The 22,221-nt window shown below is 68.2% G+C and carries 21 protein-coding genes; 11 read left to right on the forward strand and 10 right to left on the reverse strand.

Annotation, left to right across the window (positions count from 1 at the left end; translation table 11 throughout):
- Positions 1-44 precede the first annotated feature (44 nt).
- From IQ782_RS22850 to mraZ, 4 genes are read right to left on the reverse strand one after another with little or no spacing between them, the layout of a single operon-like run.
- Entirely contained in the window at positions 45-1,838 is a 1,794-nt protein-coding gene (locus IQ782_RS22850; protein ID WP_194136986.1) for a peptidoglycan D,D-transpeptidase FtsI family protein, read from the reverse strand.
- Positions 1,835-2,197, reverse strand: a complete 363-nt coding sequence (ftsL, locus tag IQ782_RS22855; RefSeq protein ID WP_194136987.1) for a cell division protein FtsL — start codon at positions 2,195-2,197, stop codon at positions 1,835-1,837. Before ftsL ends, IQ782_RS22850 begins: the two co-directional genes overlap by 4 nt.
- Complete coding sequence (rsmH, locus tag IQ782_RS22860) at positions 2,197-3,186, reverse strand: 16S rRNA (cytosine(1402)-N(4))-methyltransferase RsmH (protein ID WP_194136988.1); 990 nt, start codon at positions 3,184-3,186, stop codon at positions 2,197-2,199. Before rsmH ends, ftsL begins: the two co-directional genes overlap by 1 nt.
- Before the next feature lie 3 nt (positions 3,187-3,189).
- Complete coding sequence (gene mraZ, locus IQ782_RS22865; RefSeq protein ID WP_194136989.1) at positions 3,190-3,708, reverse strand: division/cell wall cluster transcriptional repressor MraZ; 519 nt, start codon at positions 3,706-3,708, stop codon at positions 3,190-3,192.
- 772 nt (positions 3,709-4,480) lie between these two features.
- Here mraZ and IQ782_RS22870 point away from each other — a divergent pair.
- Positions 4,481-4,843: a VanZ family protein gene (locus IQ782_RS22870; RefSeq protein ID WP_194136990.1), complete on the forward strand. Its 363-nt coding sequence runs from the start codon at positions 4,481-4,483 to the stop codon at positions 4,841-4,843.
- On the opposite strand, the gene IQ782_RS22875 is transcribed toward IQ782_RS22870, so the two are convergent.
- On the reverse strand, positions 4,840-5,583 hold the full coding sequence (locus IQ782_RS22875; protein WP_194136991.1) for a glycosyltransferase family protein: 744 nt from the start codon (positions 5,581-5,583) through the stop codon (positions 4,840-4,842). The genes IQ782_RS22870 and IQ782_RS22875 overlap by 4 nt on opposite strands.
- A 217-nt stretch (positions 5,584-5,800) precedes the next feature.
- Between IQ782_RS22875 and IQ782_RS22880 the strand changes: the two genes are divergently transcribed.
- The 5 genes from IQ782_RS22880 (at position 5,801) to IQ782_RS22900 (ending at position 10,193) form a co-directional block, all read left to right on the forward strand.
- Positions 5,801-6,616, forward strand: a complete 816-nt coding sequence (locus tag IQ782_RS22880; RefSeq protein WP_194136992.1) for a TatD family hydrolase — start codon at positions 5,801-5,803, stop codon at positions 6,614-6,616.
- Entirely contained in the window at positions 6,613-7,413 is an 801-nt protein-coding gene (locus IQ782_RS22885; RefSeq protein WP_194136993.1) for an MBL fold metallo-hydrolase, read from the forward strand. Before IQ782_RS22880 ends, IQ782_RS22885 begins: the two co-directional genes overlap by 4 nt.
- 118 nt (positions 7,414-7,531) lie before the next feature.
- Complete coding sequence (locus tag IQ782_RS22890) at positions 7,532-8,461, forward strand: AEC family transporter (protein WP_194136994.1); 930 nt, start codon at positions 7,532-7,534, stop codon at positions 8,459-8,461.
- A 195-nt stretch (positions 8,462-8,656) separates the two neighbouring features.
- Entirely contained in the window at positions 8,657-9,952 is a 1,296-nt protein-coding gene (locus IQ782_RS22895; RefSeq protein WP_194136995.1) for an adenylosuccinate synthase, read from the forward strand.
- 7 nt (positions 9,953-9,959) lie between these two features.
- A complete protein-coding gene (locus IQ782_RS22900) occupies positions 9,960-10,193 on the forward strand; it encodes a DUF2842 domain-containing protein (protein WP_194136996.1) in 234 nt (77 codons plus the stop codon).
- 155 nt (positions 10,194-10,348) lie between these two features.
- On the opposite strand, the gene IQ782_RS22905 is transcribed toward IQ782_RS22900, so the two are convergent.
- Positions 10,349-11,650 (reverse strand): MFS transporter, encoded by a 1,302-nt coding sequence (locus IQ782_RS22905; RefSeq protein WP_194136997.1) that lies wholly within the window; start codon positions 11,648-11,650, stop codon positions 10,349-10,351.
- 286 nt (positions 11,651-11,936) lie between these two features.
- Positions 11,937-12,539 carry an inner membrane-spanning protein YciB gene (locus IQ782_RS22910; protein WP_194136998.1) on the reverse strand — a complete coding sequence of 201 codons (603 nt, stop codon included), beginning with the start codon at positions 12,537-12,539 and terminating at the stop codon, positions 11,937-11,939.
- 108 nt (positions 12,540-12,647) lie between these two features.
- Here IQ782_RS22910 and IQ782_RS22915 point away from each other — a divergent pair, with 108 nt between their 5' ends.
- Positions 12,648-13,136: an MgtC/SapB family protein gene (locus IQ782_RS22915; RefSeq protein ID WP_194136999.1), complete on the forward strand. Its 489-nt coding sequence runs from the start codon at positions 12,648-12,650 to the stop codon at positions 13,134-13,136.
- 14 nt (positions 13,137-13,150) lie between these two features.
- Here the strand turns inward: IQ782_RS22915 and ftsY are convergent, their stop codons facing one another.
- Positions 13,151-14,599: a signal recognition particle-docking protein FtsY gene (gene ftsY, locus IQ782_RS22920; protein ID WP_194137000.1), complete on the reverse strand. Its 1,449-nt coding sequence runs from the start codon at positions 14,597-14,599 to the stop codon at positions 13,151-13,153.
- Between the two features lie 111 nt (positions 14,600-14,710).
- Between ftsY and IQ782_RS22925 the strand changes: the two genes are divergently transcribed.
- A complete protein-coding gene (locus IQ782_RS22925) occupies positions 14,711-15,613 on the forward strand; it encodes a lytic transglycosylase domain-containing protein (protein WP_338092633.1) in 903 nt (300 codons plus the stop codon).
- A 169-nt stretch (positions 15,614-15,782) separates the two neighbouring features.
- Entirely contained in the window at positions 15,783-16,175 is a 393-nt protein-coding gene (locus tag IQ782_RS22930; RefSeq protein ID WP_194137002.1) for a hypothetical protein, read from the forward strand.
- Positions 16,176-16,278: 103 nt separating this feature from the next.
- Here the strand turns inward: IQ782_RS22930 and xseA are convergent, their stop codons facing one another.
- On the reverse strand, positions 16,279-17,775 hold the full coding sequence (xseA, locus tag IQ782_RS22935; protein ID WP_194137003.1) for an exodeoxyribonuclease VII large subunit: 1,497 nt from the start codon (positions 17,773-17,775) through the stop codon (positions 16,279-16,281).
- 189 nt (positions 17,776-17,964) lie between these two features.
- On the opposite strand from xseA, the gene purD reads away from it, so the two are divergent.
- Positions 17,965-19,227 carry a phosphoribosylamine--glycine ligase gene (gene purD / locus IQ782_RS22940; protein ID WP_194137004.1) on the forward strand — a complete coding sequence of 421 codons (1,263 nt, stop codon included), beginning with the start codon at positions 17,965-17,967 and terminating at the stop codon, positions 19,225-19,227.
- Positions 19,228-19,353: 126 nt separating this feature from the next.
- Here the strand turns inward: purD and IQ782_RS22945 are convergent, their stop codons facing one another.
- A complete protein-coding gene (locus IQ782_RS22945; RefSeq protein ID WP_194137005.1) occupies positions 19,354-19,797 on the reverse strand; it encodes a MerR family transcriptional regulator in 444 nt (147 codons plus the stop codon).
- Between the two features lie 133 nt (positions 19,798-19,930).
- On the opposite strand from IQ782_RS22945, the gene IQ782_RS22950 reads away from it, so the two are divergent.
- Positions 19,931-22,219: a heavy metal translocating P-type ATPase gene (locus IQ782_RS22950; protein ID WP_240989498.1), complete on the forward strand. Its 2,289-nt coding sequence runs from the start codon at positions 19,931-19,933 to the stop codon at positions 22,217-22,219.
- The last annotated feature ends 2 nt before the right edge of the window (positions 22,220-22,221 follow it).

Genomic DNA, 22,221 nt, shown 5'->3' on the forward strand with positions numbered 1-22,221 from the left:
GGATCTGCACGGCCCCGAAAAACGGGCCGGAGGCCAGCGCCGGATCAGTTGCGAACCAGCGTGACCTCCTCCTCTTCTGGCACATCGTATTCCGGACGCAAGCCCAGAAGCGGCGCGATCCTGCCGATCATCTCGGCCCCCACAGGCACCGAGGTCCAGCCGGCGGTGCGGCGCGGACGGCTGCCCGAGGTCTCGACCGGTTCGTCCAGCGTGACGATCAGCACGTAGCGCGGTGCCTCTGCCGGGAACATGGTGGCAAAGGTCGTGATGGTCTTGTCCTTGTAGTAGCCGCCGCCGCGCTCCTTGGGCTTGTCGGCGGTGCCGGTCTTGCCCGCGACATGGTAGCCCGGAACGTCGCCGAAGCTGGCGGTGCCCTCGGTCACCACCGCGCGCAGCATCTTGCGGGCGCTGGCGGCATTCTGCTCGGAGAGCACCGTCGGCCCGTAGTGCGGCCCGTACTGCTTGATCAGCGTCGGCTGGATCTTGTGGCCGCCGTTGGCAATCGCGGCATAGCCCGCGGCCAGGTGCAGCGGCGAGGCCGAAAGCCCGTGGCCGTAGGAAATGGTCACCGTGCTCAGATCGGTCCAGCGTTGCGGCAGCAGCGGCTTGCCGCTCTGCGCCTCGGAAATCTCGACCCCGGTCGGATCGAAGAATCCGAGCGACTTGAGGAACTCCTGCTGGCGCTCGGGACCGATGGCCAGGGCGATCTTGCCGGTGCCGCGGTTCGAGCTGTGGGTGATGATGCCCTCGACGGTCTGCTTGCCGTAGTTGTGGCCCTCGAATTCGCCGATGCGGAAGCCACCGACCTTGAACGGCGGCGAGGTGTCGATCACCGTGTCGGGCTTGACCAGCCCCAGTTCCAGCGCCTGCGCCGCGGCGAAGATCTTGAAGGTCGAGCCAAGCTCGTAGACCCCCTGCACCGCGTGGTTGAACAGCGGGCTGTCCGAAGGGCTTCCCGAGACCGGCGGGTTCGGCCGGTCGTTCGGGTCGAAATCGGGCAGCGAGGCCATGGCGAGGATCTCGCCGGTATGCACGTCGAGCAAGACCGAGGCCGCGCCCTTGGCGTTCATCAGCTTCATGCCCGATTGCAGCACGCGCTCGGTGGCGGCCTGCACGGTGAGGTCGATCGACAGCTCGAGCGGCGCGCCGCCGCGGGCGGGATCGCGCAGTTCCTCGTCGTAGAAGCGCTCGATGCCTGCGGTGCCGATCACCTCGGCCGAGGCCACGCCCTCGCGGCCGAAGCTGGCACCGCCCAGAATGTGCGAGGCCAGCCGGCCATTGGGGTAAAGCCGCATCTCGCGCGGACCGAACAGCAGACCCGGCTCGCCGATGTCATGCACCGCCTGCATCTGCTCGGGGCTGATCTTCTTCCTGACCCACATGAACTTGCGTTTGGGGTTGGTGAAATCCTTCACCAGCCGCTCGCGGTCGAGATCGGGGAAGATTTTCACCAGCTCATCCGCCGCGCGCAGCGGTTCGATCATCTGATGCGGGTGGGCGTAGAGCGAGTGGGTCTCCATGTTGGTGGCGAGCACCCGGCCATGGCGATCCACGATATCGGCGCGCGAGGCGAGGATCGAGGCGCCGGAGGCCTGGGCCTGGGGCTCCTCGGCCTCGGATTGCGCCAGCATTCCCATGCGCAGGCCGATCACGATGAAGGCGCAGAAGAAGACGAGCCCAAGAACGAGCAGCCGACCCTCGGCGCGCATCCGCGCCTTGTCGCGCATCTGCTCGTGGCGGATGCGCAGGTTTTCACGTTCGATCGCATCCGGGTTCTCGCCGCGGCGCCGGGCGTCAAGGACGCGGGCCAGCGGGCGGAGCGGGATGCGGCCGTTCATTGCAGTGCCCCCGGTTGGGCGGCGGCCCCGGCGCTGGTGACATCCACCACACCGCTGAACACCAGCGCGCGGTTGTCGGGGTAGTTCACCTGGTCGATGCGGCCGAACTGCTCGGGGCGCATCGGCAGCAGGCCCAGCCGCTCGAAGTTCAGATCGGCAAGGTCGCGCAGCCGGTCGGGACGGTTGAGATAGGCCCATTCGGCGCGCAGGATCGACAGCCGCGCCCGCGCGTCGCCGATGTCGCGCTGAAGCTGGCGCACGTGATCGAGCGAAGCCTGCGTCTTGTAGTTCTCGTGATAGGCCCAGAACGCGAGCCCGATCACCGCCATGAAGGTGGTCACATAGAGAAGCGTTCGCATCAGCTCTTTCCTCTCAGTTGCGGCATGGACAGCACGCCCGACTCGATATCTCCGGCCTCTGCCGAGGTGCGGCGGCCGACGCGCAGGCGCGCCGAGCGCGACCGCGGGTTCTGCGCCAGTTCCTCGTCGTCCGGCCCCACCGCCTTGCGGGTGACCAGCTCGAACCGCGGCTGTTCTGCTTCAACCTCGGGCTCGTAGCGGCTGACCGAGGACAGGCGGCCCGAGCGCGCCTGAAGGAAGCGCTTGACCATGCGGTCCTCGACCGAGTGGAAGGTCACCACGGCCAGCAGCCCGCCGGGCTTCAGCGCGCGCTCGGCGGCCATCAGGCCGCGCCAGAGCGCGCCGTACTCATCGTTGACCGCGATGCGCAGCGCCTGAAACGAGCGGGTCGCGGGGTGCGACTGGCCGGGCTTCGGGCGCGGCAGGCAGGCCTCGACGATCGAGGACAGCCGCGCGGTGGTCTCGATCGGCTCCTGCGCCCGGGCCTTGACGATGGCCTTGGCAATACGACGCGAGGCGCGTTCCTCGCCGAAGGTGTAAAGAACGTCGGCCAGCGTGGTCTCGTCGAGGCGCTTCACCAGGTCCGCCGCGGTCTCGCCCTGCTGCTCCATGCGCATGTCGAGCGGCCCGTCCTTCTGGAAGGAAAACCCGCGCTCGGCGCGGTCGAGCTGCATCGAGGACACGCCGAGATCGAGCACGACGCCGTCAACGTCCTGCGCGTGGGCATCCATGTTGGCGAAATTGTCTTCGACCAGCTCCAGCCGTCCGCCGTAGTCGCCGATCCAGTTCGCAGCCATCTGGTGGGCCAGCGGATCACGGTCGATGCCGATCACCTTGTCGGCGCCCGCCTCGAGCAGGCCGCGCGAATAGCCCCCTGCCCCGAAGGTGCCGTCGATCCAGGTGCCTTGCACCGGGGCCACGGCCTCCAGCAGCGGTCGCAGCAGGACCGGAACATGCGGCGCGGCGTTGGGGTCCTTTTGCGCCGCCATGGCTCAGGCCTCCTCTGTTTCGTCGTCTTCGTCGAGAAGCTCGAGCGGATCGAAGTCCGCCGGCATCTCGTCAAGGAATTCTTCGGTCCCGCCCAGCTCGATCTCCTCGAAGGTCTCGGGCTTCCAGATCTGGAAGGTGTCGACGTTGGAGGCGAAATAGGCCCAGTCTTCGAGGCCGATCTTATCACGCAGCTTGGCCGGAAGCACGATGCGCCCGGTTTCATCAACGCTGGTGGTGACGGATTGGGTCGAGAAGAGACGCTCCAGAAGGCGGCGCTTCTGCGAGCCGCGCTTCATCGCCGAGATGCGGTCCTCGACGGCCTCCATCTCCTCGATCGTGTAGCATTCAAGGTATTTGCGGCGGTGATCGCCGTAGACGATCACAAAGTTCGGGTTGTTTCCGGCGGACCAGTCGGGATCACCGGCTTCGAGCACACGGCGGAAAGAGGCCGGGATCGACACCCGCCCCTTGCTGTCCACCTTGTTGCGGCTCTCGCCTCTGAACCTAAGCCTGCGGCCCACTGTCCCTACTCTCACCCCGTTAAACGAAATACGGCGGGTTGATCTGCTGCCACCGATCAACCCGCCGCCTTGACCCGCTTTGCGGGCTAGTCCAGCTGCGCGTGCCACCTGGGGGGATGTCTGCTCGCTCACGCGCTGGATTCTTCATTTCAGACGAAGGGCGGGTGCCTGTATGAACCTGCTCGTTTTATTTTCTGGGATGTTCTGATGGGGTCGTTTGTTGCCCCGTATCCCGTCCCTTCGTCGTGATTAACGGTATGTCATGGGATTTCATGGGAAGCAATAGAAATTTACGGGAGAATCCCCCTGCATGTTGTCCCCAAGACCCCTGCGGAACAACATATTGAGGCGGTTTTCCTCGGATTTCACGAATATGTGGTGAGCGGGAACCTACCCATCGCAAGATGTGGTAACGCTCGCGTGACAGAAAAAACTTCCACGAAATCCCAAAAAAAATCTGACGACGGGCGGAATCGCGGTTTCGTGAGCATGTCTCATGGTGGGCGGGTCGCATCAACCCTTGAATCCGCCGCCGAATGCCTGCCGTAACGGCCTGCGCCCGACAGGCCACAGCACCGCCGCCCATACGTGTCCCACGAATTCCCACGTGGCCCATGAATTCCCATCTGACCCATGAATTCCCACACCGCTCCGCTTCGCCAAGCCGCAGCCGCGCCGCCAGGTGCCGATCCTCCGGGCAGTGACGCGAACGTGTAGCCACGAAGCGGCGCGGGTTCTGGCCTTCGCTGGCGCGGCGTGGTTTCAGCCGGATATGGACCGCATCTCCCTTCTCACCATCGCCCTGGTGCTCGCGCTGGCCGCGCTGGTCACCGCGCTGACCGTCGGCCCGCGCTTCGCGCTTGCCGACACGCTGTTCAGCGACAAGGTTCAGCATGCGCTCGGCTTTGGCGGGATCATCGCGCCGGCCGCCTTCCTGCGGCCGCGCTGGCTCTGGGTGCTGGCACCCGCGGCCATCGCCTTCGGCGGCCTGATCGAGGTGGCGCAGGCCTACGTCGGGCGTGACGCCGAGCTTTCAGACTGGGCGGCAGACATCGTCGGCGTCATCGCTGCCTCCACCACCGCGATCCTGCTGCGCGATCAGCTTGCGCGCCGCGGACTGCTGCGCGGCCTCTAGCGCGCCTCGAACACCGCGTACTGCCGGCAATAATGTTCATATGCCGCGCGGTCGAGCCGCCAGAGCCTGTCATATTCGGGAATGAACCGCTGGCCACCGCCAGCCGCCAGAGCGCGCACATGTGGCGGCTTCGGCCCGTGGAAGTGAACGATCGAGACGTCCTGCCCGATCCCCCAATAGGGCTTCCAGTTCATGCCCGCGGGCAGCCGCGCATGACGCCAGCGGAAAAAGGCGTTGTAGCTGACCTGATCATGTCCGGGTGGCGACCAGGGCTTGCGGAACCGCCGCGAGATGGCCGCAGCGAAGGGCTCGGCCAGCGCGCGCAGCCGCGGCAGGTTCATCACCATCACGCCGCTGTTGAAATGCGGGTAGCGCCAGCGATAGCGCTCGGGGGCCGCGGCCAGCGGCCGGCTCAGGCGGCGCGGCGCGGGGTGAGCCAGGAACATCACGTCCACATCGGCATAGAGCACGACATCGTCCTCTTGCTCGACCATCGGGATGTCGACGCGCAGCCAGTGTCCGGAGTAGAGATCATAGGCCTCGCCATAGCCGCGGCGCAGCACCGGCTCGAGCGAGCTGCGATGCGCGACCACATGCACGCCGATGGCGCGCAGTCGCGCGACATGCGCAGACCGCCCACCATTGTAGAGGCACACCGGCGTCAGGCGCGTGTTGGCCAGACAAGAGGCAACCGCGACCCGCACCTGCCCCCAAACTGCCTCGAAGCCCTTTTCGTTCAAGCAAAAATACCACTTACGAAGTTCCGTCACCCGCTCGTCATCCCACGCCCTGACCTGCACGGAAGTTAAAGGCCAGCCGCCGCCACGCTTCACCCCCCCTCGGCGCGGCGGGGTGCCCGCTCTTCCGGCAGCCGCCACGGCCTGGCCGTCCGCGGTCAAGCCCCCGCCTTGACCCTGCCCCGCGCATGTCTGATACCTGCGCGCAAAGGACGTACCCATGACCACTCCCCTGATCACCGACAGCCACTGCCACCTCGACTTCCCCGATTTCGACGACGAGCGCCCCGAGGTCATCACCCGCGCGCTCGAGGCCGGGGTGCACCGCATGGTCACCATCTGCACGCGGATCGCGAGCGAGCCCAAGGTGCGCGCCATTGCCGAGGCCAATGACCCGGTGTTCTACACCTTCGGCGTTCACCCGATGAGCGCCGCCGAGGAGCCCGCCACCAGCGTGGACCAGCTGGTGGCCCTGTCGCAGCATCCCAAGTTCGTCGGCATCGGCGAGACCGGGCTCGACTACCACTACACCGCCGAGAGCGCCGAGGTGCAGAAGGTCTCGCTGGGAATCCACATCGAGGCCGCGCAGGAAACCGGCCTGCCGCTGATCATCCACGCCCGCGCCGCCGACGAGGACATGGCCCGCATCCTGACCGAGGGCTACAGGCGCAAGCCCTACACCTGCGTCATGCATTGCTTCAGCTCCTCCGCCGACCTGGCGCGCGCCGCGCTCGACTGCGGCTTCTACCTCTCGATGTCCGGCATCGCCGCCTTCCCCAAGTCGCGGGAGCTGCGCGACATCTTCGCGAGCGCCCCGCTCGAGCGCATTCTCGTCGAGACCGACAGCCCCTATCTCGCGCCGCCGCCCTACCGCGGCAAGCGCAACGAGCCGGGCTACACGGTGCACACCGCCAAGGTGGGCGCAGAGCTGTTCGGCCTCAGCTACGAGGCGTTCGCCGCCGCGACCGAGGCCAATTTCGAACGGCTCTTCGCCAAGGCCGCGGCCTGGACCCCCGCCAGCAGCGGTGCCGCATGAGCGGCGAGCTGCGCTTCACCATCCTTGGCTGCGGCTCCTCCGGGGGCGTGCCGCGGCTCGGCGGGCACTGGGGCGACTGCGATCCCGCGAACCCCAGGAACACCCGCCGCCGCTGCTCGCTTCTGGTCGAGCGCGCGGGGCCGCAAGGCATCACGCAGGTGCTGATCGACACCTCGCCGGACATGCGCGCGCAGCTGCTCGACGCCGGGATCGGCGATCTCGACGCGGCGGTCTGGACCCATTCCCATGCCGATCACACCAATGGGCTCGACGACCTGCGTCAGATCGTCTTCAACCGCGGCGCGCGGCTGCCGGTCTGGGCCGACGGCGTCACCCAGAACGATCTCATCTCGCGCTTCGGCTACGCCTTCGTGCAGCCCGAGGGCAGCCCCTATCCGCCGATCTTCGATCTGCATTCGATCACCGGCCCCTTCACCATCGACGGCGCCGGCGGCCCGATCGAGCTCACCCCGATCGAGGTCGATCACGGCAGCATCGACGCGCTCGGGTTCCGCATCGGGGGCCTCGTCTACATGCCCGACGTGGTGCGCATCCCCGAGGCGGCCTGGGCGCACCTCCGGGACCTCGATTGCTTCATCATCGACGCCCTGCGCCGCAAGCCGCATCCGACCCATGCCCATCTCGATCTGGCGCTCGAGTGGATCGCCCGCGCGCAGCCGCGCCAGGCGGTGCTCACCAATATGCACATCGACCTCGACTACGCGACCGTGGCGGCGGAAACGCCCGACCACATCCACCCGGCCTATGACGGAATGGTGCTGCGCTATGCGCTCTGAGGAGAGGCGCCGCGCAACTCCTTCCGTCTCCCGACCTTCGCCGGTCCTCCCGGCCCTGTCCCGTTCCACCCGCCGGGCGCCGCGCGCCCCCGGCCGCGCGCTCTGAAAGCCCCTCGCCATGCAGGCTCTCCTCGACGTCATCCTTCCGGTCTTCATCGTCATCGGCGCCGGCTATCTCGCCAGCTGGCGCAAGCTGCTGACCGACAATGCGATCGACGGGCTGATGGGCTTCACCCAAACCATCGCCGTGCCCTGCCTGCTGTTCCGCGCCATGTGGCTGCTCGATCTCGGCGAGTATTTCCGCTTCGACCTGCTGTTCTCCTTCTACGCCGGGGCGATCACCTGCTTTTTCGTCGCGCTGCTCGGCGCGCGCCACATCTTCAAACGCGACTGGGAGGACAGCGTCGTCATCGGCTTCTGCGCGCTCTTTTCCAACTCTCTGCTGATCGGCCTGCCGATCACCGAGCAGGCCTATGGCGAGGATGCGCTGAACGGCAACTACGCGATCATCGCCATGCATTCGCCGCTGTGCTACGCCATCGGCATCACCGCGATGGAGATCGCCCGCGCCCGCGGCACCGAGTTGCGCCGCCTGCCGCTGACCATCCTGCGCTCGCTGTTCCGCACGCCGATGGTCATCGGCATCAGCATCGGCATAATCTTCAACCTCGCGAAGGTCGAGCTGCCCCACCCGGTGACCGAAGCGCTGGGGCTGGTCACCCGCACCGCCCTGCCCTGCGCGCTCTTCGCGCTTGGCGGCGTGCTCTTCCGCTATCGGCCCGAGGGCGACCTGCGCACGATTCTCTTCGTCTGCGCGCTCTCGCTCGGCCTGCATCCGCTGATCACATATCTGCTCGGCACCGCCTTCGCCCTGCCCGTCGATGCTTTCCGCTCGGCGGTGGTCACCGCCTCGGTGGCGCCCGGCGTGAACGCCTATGTCTTCGCCAACCTCTACGGCCGCGCCAAGCGCGTTGCCGCCTCCTCGGTGCTGCTGGCCACGGGCCTGTGCATCCTCACCACCTGGGCCTGGCTGCACCTGCTGCCCTGAGCCCCGGCGGCGCCGCTTTCTTCTGGGCGGAAATATCCCGGGGGTGAGGCGCGCAGCGCCGAGGGGGCAGCGCCCCCTCCCTGGGCCGAATTCTTTCGGGCCGCGCCTGACATTCCCCAATTTGATGGTTCCCACCGCCGGCGCGGCGCTCTATACGGAGCCCGTTTGAACCGCCGGCAAAAGGACAGGTGAGCAATGGCTAACGTGGTCGTCGTGGGCGCCCAGTGGGGCGACGAAGGCAAGGGCAAGATCGTGGACTGGCTCTCGGAGCGGGCCGACGTGGTTGCGCGTTTCCAGGGGGGCCACAATGCAGGCCATACGCTCGTCATCGACGGCAAGGTGTTCAAGCTGAACGCCCTGCCCTCCGGCGTCGTGCGCGGCGGCAAGCTGTCGGTGATCGGCAACGGCGTGGTGCTCGATCCCTGGCACCTGGTCAAGGAGATCGAGGCGATCCGCGCGCAGGGTGTCGAGATCACCCCCGAGACGCTGATGATCGCCGAGAACACGCCGCTGATCCTGCCGATCCACGGCGAGCTCGACCGCGCCCGCGAGGAAGCGGCCAGCAAGGGCACCAAGATCGGCACCACCGGCCGCGGCATCGGCCCGGCCTATGAGGACAAGGTGGGACGCCGCTCGGTGCGCGTCGCCGACCTCGCCGATCCTGCCACGCTGGAAATACGTGTCGACCGCGCGCTGCTGCACCACGACGCGCTGCGCCGCGGCCTCGGCCTGCCGCCGGTGGACCGCGAGGCGCTGATCGCCGCGCTCAACGAGATCGCGCCGCAGATCCTCGAATACGCCGGCCCGGTCTGGAAGGTGCTCAACGAGCAGCGCCGCGCCGGCAAGCGCATCCTCTTCGAAGGCGCGCAGGGCGCGCTGCTGGACATCGACTTCGGCACCTATCCCTTCGTCACCTCCTCGAACGTGATCGCCGGCCAGGCCGCCACGGGAACCGGCATGGGTCCGGGCGCCATCGACTTCGTTCTGGGCATCGTCAAGGCCTACACCACCCGCGTCGGCGAAGGCCCCTTCCCGACCGAGCTCGACGATGCCGACGGCCAGCGCCTCGGCGAGCGTGGCCGCGAGTTCGGCACGGTCACCGGGCGCAAGCGCCGCTGCGGCTGGTTCGACGCGGTGCTGGTGCGCCAGACCTGCGTGACCTCGGGCGTCAACGGCATCTCGCTGACCAAGCTCGACGTGCTCGACGGCTTCGAGACGATCAAGATCTGCACCGGCTACGAGCTCGACGGCAAGCTGCTCGACCACCTTCCGATCGCCACCGAGGAGCAGCAGCGCTGCGTGCCGATCTACGAGGAAATGGAAGGCTGGTCGGAATCGACCGAGGGCGCGCGCAGCTGGAACGACCTGCCCGGCGCGGCGGTGAAATACGTGCGCCGCGTCGAGGAGCTGATCGGCTGCCCGGTGGCGCTGCTCTCGACCTCGCCCGAGCGTGACGACACCATCCTTGTCACCGACCCCTTCGCGGACTGATCCCGGCATGGCCCTCAGCTACAAGTCCCGACGCCGCTGGTCGCTGGTGATCCTGCTGGTGGGCCTGCCGCTCTACATCGTGGCGGCGGTCAGCGTGGTCAACGCGCTCAACCGCCCGCCGATCTGGCTGGAGTTCGCGGTCTACGTTTTCCTCGGGTTCCTCTGGATGCTGCCCTTCAAGTTCGTCTTCAAGGGCGTCGGCAAGGCCGATCCCGACGCGGAGACGCCGCGCGAGGACTGAGCCCGCGCCGGAAGGGCGTATTTGAAGAACAATGAAGGGGCGCAGCCGGCCAGGCTGCGCCCCTTTTACGTGGCATCCCGCCGCCGCGGGGCACCGCCAAATGAAAAGGGCGCCGGATGTCCGGCGCCCTTTCCCGATGCGTCAGGCGAAAGGCCTCAGACCTTGCCCTTGCCGCTGGCGAAGATGCAGAGCAGCGTGATCGCCGCCGCCGCCAGAACGTAGTAGCCCACGTAGGCAAGACCGTAATTCGACTGCAGCCAGGTCGCGATATAGGGCGCGAGCGAGGCGCCGAAGATGCCGGCGAAGTTGAAGGTGATCGACGAGCCGGTGTAGCGCACGCGGGTCGGGAAGGGTGCCGCCAGCGCGGTGCCGATCAGCCCGTAGGTCATGCCCATCAGCGCCATGCCCAGCGTCACAAAGCCCAGGATGCGCGCTTCGTTCTCGACCATCAGCACCGGCACGAGGAAGCTGAACAGGCCGATGAGCACGGTGGTCAGCGTCAGGATCTCGCGGCGGCCGAAGCGCTCGGCCAGCTTGCCGGCCAGCGGGATGAAGGCCCCGAAGACCACCGAGCCCCAGATCTGGATCGCCAGCGCGTCGGTGAAGGGGATCTTCACGACCTTGACGTTGTAGCTCAGCAGGTAGGCGGTGCAGATGTAGAAGAGCACGAAGGTCGCCAGCGCCACGAAGGTGCCGAGCACGATCGAGACCTTGTGGTTCTTGAACAGCTCGACCGCGGGCACGGCGACGCGCTCTTCGTTGTCGATGGCCTTCTGGAAGTCCGGCGTCTCGGTGATCGACAGGCGCACCCAGAGGCCGACGGCGATCAGCAGCAGCGACGAGACGAAGGGAATCCGCCAGCCCCAGCTGAGCAGCGCCTCTTCGCTCATGAAGTGCAGCAGGATCCAGAACAGGCCGGACGAGAGGAACAGCCCCAGCGGCGCGCCGAGCTGCGGGAACATGCCGTACCAGTTCTTCTTGCCCTCGGGCGCGTTCTCGGTGGCCATGAGCACCGCCCCGCCCCATTCACCGCCAAGGCCGAAGCCCTGGCCGAAGCGGCAGAGCGCCAGCAGCAGGGGCGCCATCACGCCGATGCTCTCGTAGCTCGGCAGGAAGCCGATGACGACGGTCGAGATGCCCATGGTCAGCAGCGCCGCGACCAGCGTCGCCTTGCGGCCGATGCGGTCGCCGAAGTGGCCGAAGACCAGCGCGCCGAAGGGGCGCGCGAAGAAGGCGATGGAGAAGGTGGCGAAGCTCGCCAGCAGCGCGGTCATCGGGTCGCTGCTCGGGAAGAACAGCGCCGGGAAGACCAGCACGGCGGCGGTCGCGTAGACATAGAAGTCGAAGAATTCGATGGTGGTGCCGACAAGGCTCGCCGTCAGGACCTTGGCCGGGGAGTTCAGCGCCGGCGTGGCCCCAGCGCGCGGCGCCGCGTGGGCTGCGTCTGAGAGGGACATTTTATTTCGTCTTTCCTTGCGTCTGGAACAGCTTTGTTCCGGGATGGGATCGGTTAACGCAATCAGCAGGCGGGTGTAACCCAAGTGCCTGACTGTTTTCGTCAGTCCCGCTATGCTCAGGACGCATGGCAAAGATCGTTTTCCGGCCAAAACCCGCGGTTTTTGCCGGAAATCGCACGAAATATTCCCCAAGGTCAGCCGGTTGAACCGGCTGCCAGCCCGTGCGCAACAAAATTACCGAAGATTGAGGCGACTGTCCGGCGCCACGTCACAGGTGCCGCGACGCTCAGTCCTTGTCTGCCTCGAGCGCGTAGCGCTTGAAGAGGCCGCTCTGGGTCATGAAGAAGACGAAGACCGCCGCGGTCAGACCAAATGTCTTGAAGTAGACCCAGCTCTCGGTGCTCATCGTGCGCCAGACGATCTCGTTGAGCAGCGCGAGGCCGAAGAAGAAGGCGCAGATGCGCTTGGTGAGGATCATCCAGCCCTCGTCCTGCAGCGGCATCAGCCCTTCCATCACCTTGCGCAGGTAGCTCTCGCCGCGCAGGATCCCGGCCAGCAGCGCGACGCCGAAGAGCAGGTAGATCAGCGTGGGCTTCATCTTGAAGAAGCGCTCGTCGTTGAGCCAGACCGAGAGCCCGCCGAAGACCACGATCAGCACCGCGGTGACCACCTGCATGGCGGAAAGGTGCCCGGTCAGCTTCCAGAGCAGCCCGGTGCAGAGCAGCATCAGCGGGATGAACCCGGCGGTGACCACGACGAAGCCCTGGTACTCGCGCCCGCCGATCACGTAGGTGTTGTCCTTCAGCAGCAGGTAGGCCGCGAAGAAGGCCAGCACCGGCCCGAACTCGAGCGCCGACTTGAGGAAGGGATTGATCTGCTTCGTGGCCATGCGGGTCTCCTTGTGCGGGATCAGAGATAACCTCGCGGCGACGGCTTCTCAATGGCGGAACTGCCCTGCCCGCCACCTCGTTGATCACGGACCAGCGGAGGAGACGTGATGATCGAGCAAATCCTGAACGAATTCAGAAACACCTTCTCGGTGATCCCTGCTGCCAGCGCCTTCGCACGCCTCCTTGCCGCCATCCTGCTGGCCGGACTGATCGGCCTCGAACGCGAGCGCCGGGGCAAGGCCGCGGGACTGCGCACCCATATCCTCGTCTCGGTCGCGGCCTGTCTCTTCGTGCTGCTCGGGCTGGAACTGGCCGCGATGGACTTCGGCGGCTCAAACGAGCAGCGCAACGACCCGCTGCGGATGATCGAGGCGGTCACCGCGGGCGTCGCCTTCCTCGCCGCCGGGCTGATCTTCACCTCGGGCGGCAAGGTCCGCAACATCACCACCGGCGCCTCGCTCTGGCTTGCGGGCGCGGTGGGGCTGGGCTGCGGCGCCGGGCAGATGCCGCTCTCCGCCATGGCAACGGTGATCGTTCTGGTGGTGCTGACGCTGCTGCGCTTTGTCGAGAACAGGATGGGCTGGAGCGAGGAGTAACCCTCGCCCCCGCGTCAGCGCGTCTCGAGGCCGGTGAGCGCCGCCGCGAACTCCTCGGGGTCGAAGGGCTGCAGATCGTCGATCTGCTCGCCCACCCCGATGGCATGGATCGGCAGGCCGAACTTGTCGGCCAACGCGACGAGCACGCCGCCCCGCGCGGTGCCGTCGAGCTTGGTCATCACCAGCCCCGAGACATCCGCCACCTGCTGGAAGATCTCCACCTGCCGCAGCGCGTTCTGCCCGGTGGTGGCGTCGAGCACCAAGAGCGTGTTGTGCGGCGCATCGGGGTCTTTCTTGCGGATGACGCGGACGATCTTGGCCAGCTCTTCCATGAGGTCCGAACGGTTCTGCAAGCGCCCGGCGGTGTCGATCATCAGCAGATCGGCACCCTCGGCCTGCGCCTTGGTCATCGCGTCGAAGGCAAGGCTGGCCGGATCCGATCCCTCGGGCGCGGTCAGCACCGGCACCCCGGCGCGGTCCCCCCAGATCTGCAGCTGCTCGACGGCGGCGGCACGGAAGGTGTCGCCCGCGGCGATCACCACCGACTTGCCCGCGGCGCGGAACTGGCTGGCGAGCTTGCCGATGGTCGTGGTCTTGCCCGAGCCGTTGACGCCCACAACCAGCACCACCTGCGGCTTCTTGGCATAAAGCGGCAGCGGCTTGGCGACGGGCTCCATGATCCGCGCCACCTCGCCCGAGAGCAGTTCCTTGATCTCCTGCGTCGAGACGCGCTTGCCGTAGCGGCCCTCGGCGATGTTCGAGGTCACGCGCAGCGCGGTGTCCACACCCATGTCGGACTGGATGAGCAGCTCCTCGAGGCTCTCGATCATCTCGTCGTCGAGCGCCCGGCGCACCACCGGCGCGGCAGGCTGGCTCTTGCCGAAAAGTCGCCCGATGAGACCGCCGCCGCGCTGCTGCGGAACCTCCGGCTCTTGCAGCGGTGCCGGGATCTCCAGCGGTGCCGGTGCGGGTGTCGGGTCCGCCGGGGGCATCACCGGTGCCTCGAGCGGCGCGGGCTGCGGGTCGGCGGGCGGCGGCGCCTGCGGCGTCTCGGGTGCGGGCTGCGGCTCGACCTCCGGCAGCGGCGGCACCTCGGAGGGCGGCGCGGGCGGGGTTTCCTGCGGCGGCGAGGGCGGCACCTCTTGCGGGGCCGGCGGGCCTTCCGGTGCGGGGGCTGGCGGCGTCTCGGGGACCGGCGGCGGCACGTCGGGTCCGGGCGTCTCCGGCGCGGGCGTTTCGGGCGCGGGCGTTTCCGGCGCAGGCGTTTCCGGCGCAGGCGTTTCCGGCGCAGGCGTTTCCGGCGCGGGCGTTTCAGGCGCCGGAGTCTGCGGCACCTCCGGCGTTTCGGGAGCCGTGTCGGGCGCGTCTTCCGTACCGCCCTCCTGGACGATCGCATCCAGCCCTTCCTCGAGCTTCGAGGAGGATTTGAAAAGCTTGCTCTTGAGCTTGCCGAAGAAGGACATTGGCCGGACCTCTCGCTGCCTTTGCTCTCACCTAATACGGGCCGCGCCCGGATAAAAGTGTGAGTTGACCTTTCCGCGCAGCGCGGCCTTCATGGGCGCATGTTGCGGGCCGTGTTTTTCCTCGTCCTCCTGCTCGCCCCGCTCTCACTGCGGGCCGATCCCCTCCATCCCCATGCCGGTGGTACCGAACCCGGAACGCTCTGCTCGCCCGGCGCCTTCGGCCCGGTGCAATGCATCCGGCCCGCGCATTATGTCTACGACACCTGCCAGGCGGTCGAGCATTTCGCCCGGCGAAATGGCCTCGACCCCGGTTTCTTCGCGCGGCTGATCTGGCAGGAAAGCCGGTTCAATCCCAATGCACTCAGCCCGGCGAACGCCCAGGGCATCGCCCAGTTCATCCCTTCGACGGCGAAGCTGCGCGGATTGAAAGACCCCTACAACCCGGCAGAAGCGCTGGAATATTCCGCCGAGTACCTCGGCGAGCTGACGCGCCGCTACGGCAACCAGGGGCTGGCGGCAGTCGCCTACAATGGCGGCGAGGCACGCGCCGACGGGCTGATGGCGCGCCGCGGCGGCCTGGCCCTCGAAACGATCAACTACGTGGCGGTCATCACCGGGCTCGCCGCCGAGACCTGGCGCGACACCCCGCCCGACACCCATGACTTCCGCCTTCAGGGCGACAAACCCTTCCAGCAGGCCTGCACCGAGCTGGCGCGCAACCGCACGCTGACGCGCTACCCCCAGGCGAAACCGCCGCTGCACCCTTGGGGGGTGCAGATGGCCTTCGGCACCACGCAGGACCGGGCGCTCGCGCAATTCCGCCGCCGCGCCCAGAGCTGCCCCGGCGCGGTCGGCGGCGAGCAGCCCGAGCTGGTCTGGCAAAAGAGCCGCGCCAGCCCGCGCGGCGGCTACTGGATGGCCCGGCTTGGCCGGGATGGCCGCGGCGCGGCGGCGGAGCTTTGCTCGAAACTCCGGCAATCGGGATGTATCTGCGCCGTCTACAAGAATTCCTGACTGCGGAGCGGTTGCACAAACCCGATCGCAGAAGGCCACTTGCGCGTCCAGACAAGGAATCTAGTTTCACTTTACCGATATTCTCGCCGCCCTGCGCACCCCATTGGCCTTTTCGGAGCCCGCACGGCTGCCCCTTTCCCGCATCGCGCATATCTGGCAGGCTTGCCGCATGATCCGCATGCTCCTCCTCCTGACCCTGCTTGCCGCTCCGCTCGCCGCCGCCCAGCCGATGAGCGCCGAGGAATTCGAGGCCTATGTCACCGGCAAGACGCTCTACTTCGGCAGCGGCGGCGCGGACTACGGGGTCGAGGAATATCTGCCCGACCGCCGCGTCCGCTGGTCGTTTCTCGACGGGCAGTGCAAGGACGGGCAATGGTACGCCGAGGCGGGGATGATCTGCTTCGTCTACGAGGACATGAACATCCCGCAGTGCTGGAGCTTCTACCGCGAGGGCGGCAGGCTGCGCGCGGTGTTCCAGAACGATCCCCAGAACACGGTGCTCTACGAGGCGCGGCAGAACGATGCTCCGATGCTCTGCTACGGCCCCGACACCGGCGTCTGAGCGGGCCTGCCGTCGCGCCGTGCAGCGCCCGCCCTTCTTCTAGGCAAAATATCCCGGGGGAGTCTGCCGCAGGCAGACGGGGGCAGCGCCCCCGCGGCGGGGCTCAGAACAGGCTGCCCTGCTCCGGCGGCTTGCCCGCCGCCTTCGGCTTGCCCGATGCCGCGCCGCCTCCGATCTTCATCTGACCGTCGGCAAATTCGATCTCCAGCCCCGAGGCCTCCCTCGCGGCGGCGACCGAGGTCAGCACCTGCCCGCCCTCGCCGCGCACCACCGCGTAGCCGCGCGCCAGCGTGCCCTTGTAGCTCAGCGTCTGCAGCAGCCGGTCGAGCGCATCGAGCCGGTCGCGCGGCGCCTCCACCCGGCGCGCACCCGCGTCGTCGAGCCGCTTGCCGAGCGCCTTCAGCCGGTCTGCGCCCAGCGCGATCTCGCGCTGGATCGGGCGGATCGACAGCCGGTCGGCGCGGCGGCCGAGCGCCTCGGCGCGGGTGGCAAGCATCCGCGTCAGCAGCGCCGGGCGCAGCGCGCCCGCGGGGTGCGACAGCGCCAGGCGCCGCCGGTCGACGCCGCGCATCAGCGCCTGCGGCAGCCGGTCGGACAGCAGGTCGAGCCGCTGCCGCGGCTGGTCGAGCAGCGTCTCTGCGCGCGGCAGGGCGCGGGCGAGATCGCGCAGCCGCTGGCCGCGCACCTCGAGCCGGTGGGTCAGCGCGCGGGTGAGGCGCAGTTGCCCCTCGCCGGTGCGCGCCAGCAGTTCCATCCGCACCGGCACCGCCATTTCGGCGGCGGCTGTGGGGGTCGGGGCCCGGCGATCGGACACAAAGTCGATCAGCGTGGTGTCGGTCTCGTGGCCCACCGCCGAGATCAGCGGAATCCGGGACGCCGCGGCGGCGCGGGCCACGATCTCCTCGTTGAAGCCCCAGAGGTCCTCGACCGAGCCGCCGCCACGCGCGACGATCAGCAGATCCGGCCGCGGCAGAGCGCCGCCCGGGGTGAACTTGTTGAAGCCTTCGATCGCCCGCGCCACCTCGGCCGCCGAGGTCTTGCCCTGCACGGCGACCGGCCAGATCAGCACCTTGCGCGGGAAGCGCTCTCGCAGGCGGTGCAGGATGTCGCGGATCACAGCGCCCGAGGGCGAGGTCACCACGCCGATGATCTCCGGCAGGAAGGGCAGCGGCTTCTTGCGCGCCGGATCGAAGAGCCCCTCCGCCTGCAGCATCGCCTTGCGCTTTTCCAGCATCGCCATGAGCGCGCCAAGCCCGGCGGGGCGCATGTCCTCGATGATGATCTGGTAGCGCGACTGGCCGGGATAGGTGGTCAGCCGTCCGGTGCAGATCACCTCCATCCCCTCCTCGGGCTGCATCTCGAGCTTGCTGGCGACGCCGCGCCAGACGATGCCCGAGATCACCGAACTGTCGTCCTTGAGATCAAGGTAGAGATGCCCCGAGCGGGGCCGCGAGATGCGCCCGAGTTCGCCGCGCACCCGGACAAAGCCGAATTCGCCCTCGATCACCCGCTTCACTGCGCCCGATAGTTCGGACACGGTGAACTCCGGCATGTTGCCCTCGCCTGCGCCCTGCGGCGTGTCGTCCTCGAAAAGGTCCATGGTGCCCGTCTTGCCCTGGGTTGTCCTGTCCGGGCTGCGCCGCCCGGTTTGCGCCCAGAGTAACGGCACCCGGCGGCGAGGGAAAGGTCGCCGGACAGGCAGCTGTCACCCCGCCCCGCCTGCCTTCTTGCCACAGACCCCTGCCGCCGCTAGGAAGCCCGCGATCCTTACCTTGAGAGAACGGGCCTCATGAACATCCTCATCCTCGGCGGCGGCGGTCGCGAACATGCCCTCGCGTGGGCGGTCATGCAGAACCCCAAGTGCGACAAGCTGATCGTCGCCCCGGGCAATGCGGGTATCGCACAGATCGCCGAATGCGCCGCGCTCGACGTCGAGGACGGCGGCGCGGTGACCGAGTTCGCCGGGGAGAACGCCATCGACCTCGTCATCGTCGGCCCCGAGGCCCCGCTCGCCGCGGGCGTCGCCGACCGGCTGCGCGAGGCCGGGGTGCTGGTCTTCGGCCCGTCGCAGGCTGCCGCCCGGCTCGAGGCCTCTAAGAGCTTCACCAAGGAAATCTGCGACGCCGCCAAGGCGCCGACCGCGGGCTACGGCCATTTCACCGACGCCGAGAGCGCCAAGGCCCACGTGCGGGCGCAGGGCGCACCGATCGTGGTGAAGGCCGACGGGCTCGCCGCCGGCAAGGGCGTGATCATCGCCGAGACGGTGGCCGCGGCCGAGGAGGCGATCGACGACATGTTCGGCGGGGCCTTCGGTGGCGCCGGGGCCGAGGTGGTGATCGAGGAGTTCATGACCGGCGAGGAAGCGTCCTATTTCGTGCTCGTGGACGGCACCGACGTGCTGCCGATCGGCACCGCGCAGGACCACAAGCGCGTCGGTGACGGCGACACCGGCCCCAACACCGGCGGCATGGGCGCCTATTCCCCCGCCCCGGTGCTTTCGGACGCGGTGGCGCAAAAGGCGCTCGACGAGATCGTCAAGCCGACCATGGCCGAGATGGCGCGCCGCGGCACGCCCTACCAGGGCGTCCTCTACGTCGGTCTGATGATCGAGAACGGTCAGCCACGCCTCGTGGAATACAACGTGCGCTTCGGCGATCCGGAGTGCCAGGTGCTGATGATGCGCCTCGGCGGGCAGGTGCTCGACCTCATCCACGCCTGCGCCGAGGGCCGCCTGTCCGAGGCCAAGGTGACCTGGGCCGACGATCACGCGATGACCGTCGTGATGGCCGCCGAAGGTTACCCCGGTTCCTACGAGAAGGGCACGGTGATCGGCGGGCTGGACGCGCTGCCCGAGGACAGCTTCACCCAGATGTTCCACGCCGGAACCGCCGAGAAGGGCGGCAAGATTGTCGCCACCGGCGGCCGGGTGCTGAACGCCACCGCCCGCGGCGCGACGCTGGCCGAGGCACAGGCCCGCGCCTATGCGCTGGTCGACGCGGTGGACTGGCCCGAGGGTTTCTGCCGCCGCGACATCGGCTGGCGGGCGCTCTGAGACCTAGCCGCGGGGCCGCGTCCCGCGTGGGGCGCCGCTGCGGCGCCCCTGTGATAGCGTCGCGCGCGGCTCAGTGAGCCGGGCGCGTCAGCACTTCGCCCATCCGCCCAAGCTTCCGCGCGCCCGTCAGAGGGGCATTCCTCGCAAACCCGCGCCCTTGTGGTCTGACAGGCATTCCTCGTGATCGCGGAGGACTTCCAGAATCCGGCAGTCCGCGACCCGATCACTGTGACACTCGGCGATCATCCGCCGCAGTTCCACCTCCAGCGATTGCAGCCGGGCGATGCGGGCCTGCACCTCCCTCAACTGCCGCTGCGCGACCGCGTCGATCTCGGCACAGGATTTTTCGGGCGTGTCCGAAAGGTCGAGCAATTCGCGGATGGCCTCGAGCGAGAATCCAAGCTCGCGCGCGTGGCGGATGAAGGCCAGCCGGTCCAGGTCCGCCGCGCCATAGCGGCGTTGTCCTCCCCCCGTCCGGCCCGGTTCAGGCATCAAGCCGATCTGCTCGTAGTAGCGGATCGTCTGCACCTTGGTGCCGGTGCGCTTTGCCATGGTCCCGATCGTCAGCATGAGCCTGTTCCTTCCCTGCCCGCCCGGTCGCGCGGCCGATGCCATCCGGCAGTTTCGCCACAAACCGCTTGAAGCTACAGTTGCTGTAGCTCTTATACCGAGGCCCAATCGGGAATCGCAATGGAGCAGCGGCATGTCGATTGAGAGCAGAACAGCCCACGAATGGCGCGTGACCGGCATGGATTGCGGCTCCTGCGCTGCGAAGGTCCGCGGCGCCGTCGAACGCCTGCCCGGTGTCGCGGATGTAGAGGTCGCGCTCATGCCCGAACGTCTGAGCCTGACGCTCGATGCGCGTCAGACCGCTCCCGAGACCATCGAGAGCGCCGTGCGTGGCATCGGCTTCGGCATCGCTCCCAAGGGTGCCCCGCCCGAGACGCCGCAGAAGAGTTTCATTCTGCCCGAGGGGGCGTTCCCCGACATGGCATCGGTCTCTGCGGCGGACAGCACACCGCTGGACGAAGCGCCGACCGAGGCCGCGGCCGACCAGCCCTGGTACCGGAGCGCGAAGGGCAAGCTGGTGATCCTCACCGGCGGTCTGCTCGCCGCGGCCTGGGGCGCGCGCCTCGGTCTCGGGGCCGAGAGCGCGCATTGGGCCTTTGTCCTTGCCACGCTGATCGGTCTCTTCCCGGTGGCCCGACGCGCGCTTGCCATGGCCCGCGCGCGCATGCCCTTCACCATCGAAATGCTGATGTCGATCGCCGGCCTCGGCGCGCTGATGATCGGCGCTCCGGAAGAGGCCGCGCTGGTGGTCTTCCTCTTCGCCGTCGGCGAACTGCTCGAAGGCCTGTCCGCGGAAAAGGCGCGCAACGGCATCCGCGCGCTTTCGACGCTCGTGCCGAAGACCGCCCGGCTCGAGGTGGGCACCCGGACGCGGGAGGTCGCGGCGGAGCGGCTCGGGATCGGAGAGGTGGTGCAGGTGCGTCCCGGCGACCGGGTGCCCTGCGACGGCGAGGTGATCGAGGGCACCTCCGGCGTCGATGAAAGCCCGGTGACCGGCGAGAGCGTGCCCAGCCTCAAGGAGCCCGGATCGACGGTCTTCGCAGGGTCGATCAACACCGAGGCGCTGCTGCGTGTCCGCGTGACAAGGAGCGCCGAGGAGAACACCATCGCCCGCATCCTGCGGCTGGTGTCCGAAGCCGAGAGCGCCCGCGCGCCGACCGAGCGTTTCATCGACCGCTTCAGCCGGGTCTACATGCCCGCCGTCGTGGCTGCGGCAGTGCTGGTGGCCCTGCTCCCGCCGCTGATGCTCGGTCAGCCCTGGGGCGACTGGACCTATCGCGCGCTGGCGCTGCTGCTGATCGGCTGCCCCTGCGCGCTGGTCATCTCGGTCCCGGCGTCCATCGCCTCGGCACTTGCGACCGGCGCGCGGAACGGGCTGTTGATGAAGGGCGGCAAGGTCATCGAGGCAAGCGCGCGGGTCACGGATGTGGCTTTTGACAAGACGGGAACGCTCACACGGGGCACGCCGCGCGTCACCGATGTGGCTGCGCTGGAGGTCCCCGACACCGAGCTGCTTGCGCTTGCCGCCGGGGTCGAGCTTGGCGCGAGCCATCCGCTCGGCCGGGCGATCTGCGCAGAGGCCGAGGAACGGGGCATTGCCGCGGCGCAGAGCAGCGGCGGCCGCGGGCTGCCCGGCAAGGGCGCGGAAGCCACGATCGGCGGCGTCACCGTCAGCGTCGGCTCCCCGAGGCTGGCGGAGGAGCGCGGCGCGCTCACAGAGGCGTTGCGGGCCCAGGTGTCGGCGCTGGAGGCCGAGGGCAAGACCGTGGTGGTCATCCTGCGCGAGGACAGGCCCATGGGGCTGCTTGCGCTGCGCGACGCGCCGCGCGCCGATGCCGCCGAAGCGATCGCCCAGCTGCAGGCGCTTGGGATCTCCGCGGTCATGCTGACCGGGGACAACCCGCGCACGGCGCAAGCCATTGCGGACGCGCTTGGCCTGGACCACCGCGCCGGGCTGCTGCCCGAGGACAAGGTCGCGGCGATCCGCGATCTGCGTCACGGAGCGCAGGTGATGATGATCGGCGACGGCATCAATGATGCCCCGGCGCTGGCCGCCGCGCATGTCGGCGTGGCGATGGGCTCGGGCACCGACGTGGCGCTCGAAACCGCCGATGCGGCGATCCTGCGCAACCGCGTCACCGATGCCGCGGGCATGATCCGCCTCGCCCGCGCCGCGATGCGGAACATCCGGCAGAACATTGCCATCGCGCTCGGATTGAAGGCGGTGTTTCTCGTGACCACCGTGCTGGGCGTCACCGGTCTCTGGATCGCCGTCCTTGCCGACACCGGGGCCACCGTGCTGGTCACGCTGAACGCGCTGCGGCTGCTGGCCTTCCGTCCGTCACCCGTCTCTGGCATCCTCGGCGCGGACCGCAAGGACCTCCCCGGCACAGGCGGCAAACCCGCCCCTGCGACGACCTGAAA

The sequence above is a fragment of the Salipiger mangrovisoli genome (assembly GCF_015223355.1).
Lineage (GTDB): Bacteria > Pseudomonadota > Alphaproteobacteria > Rhodobacterales > Rhodobacteraceae > Salipiger > Salipiger mangrovisoli.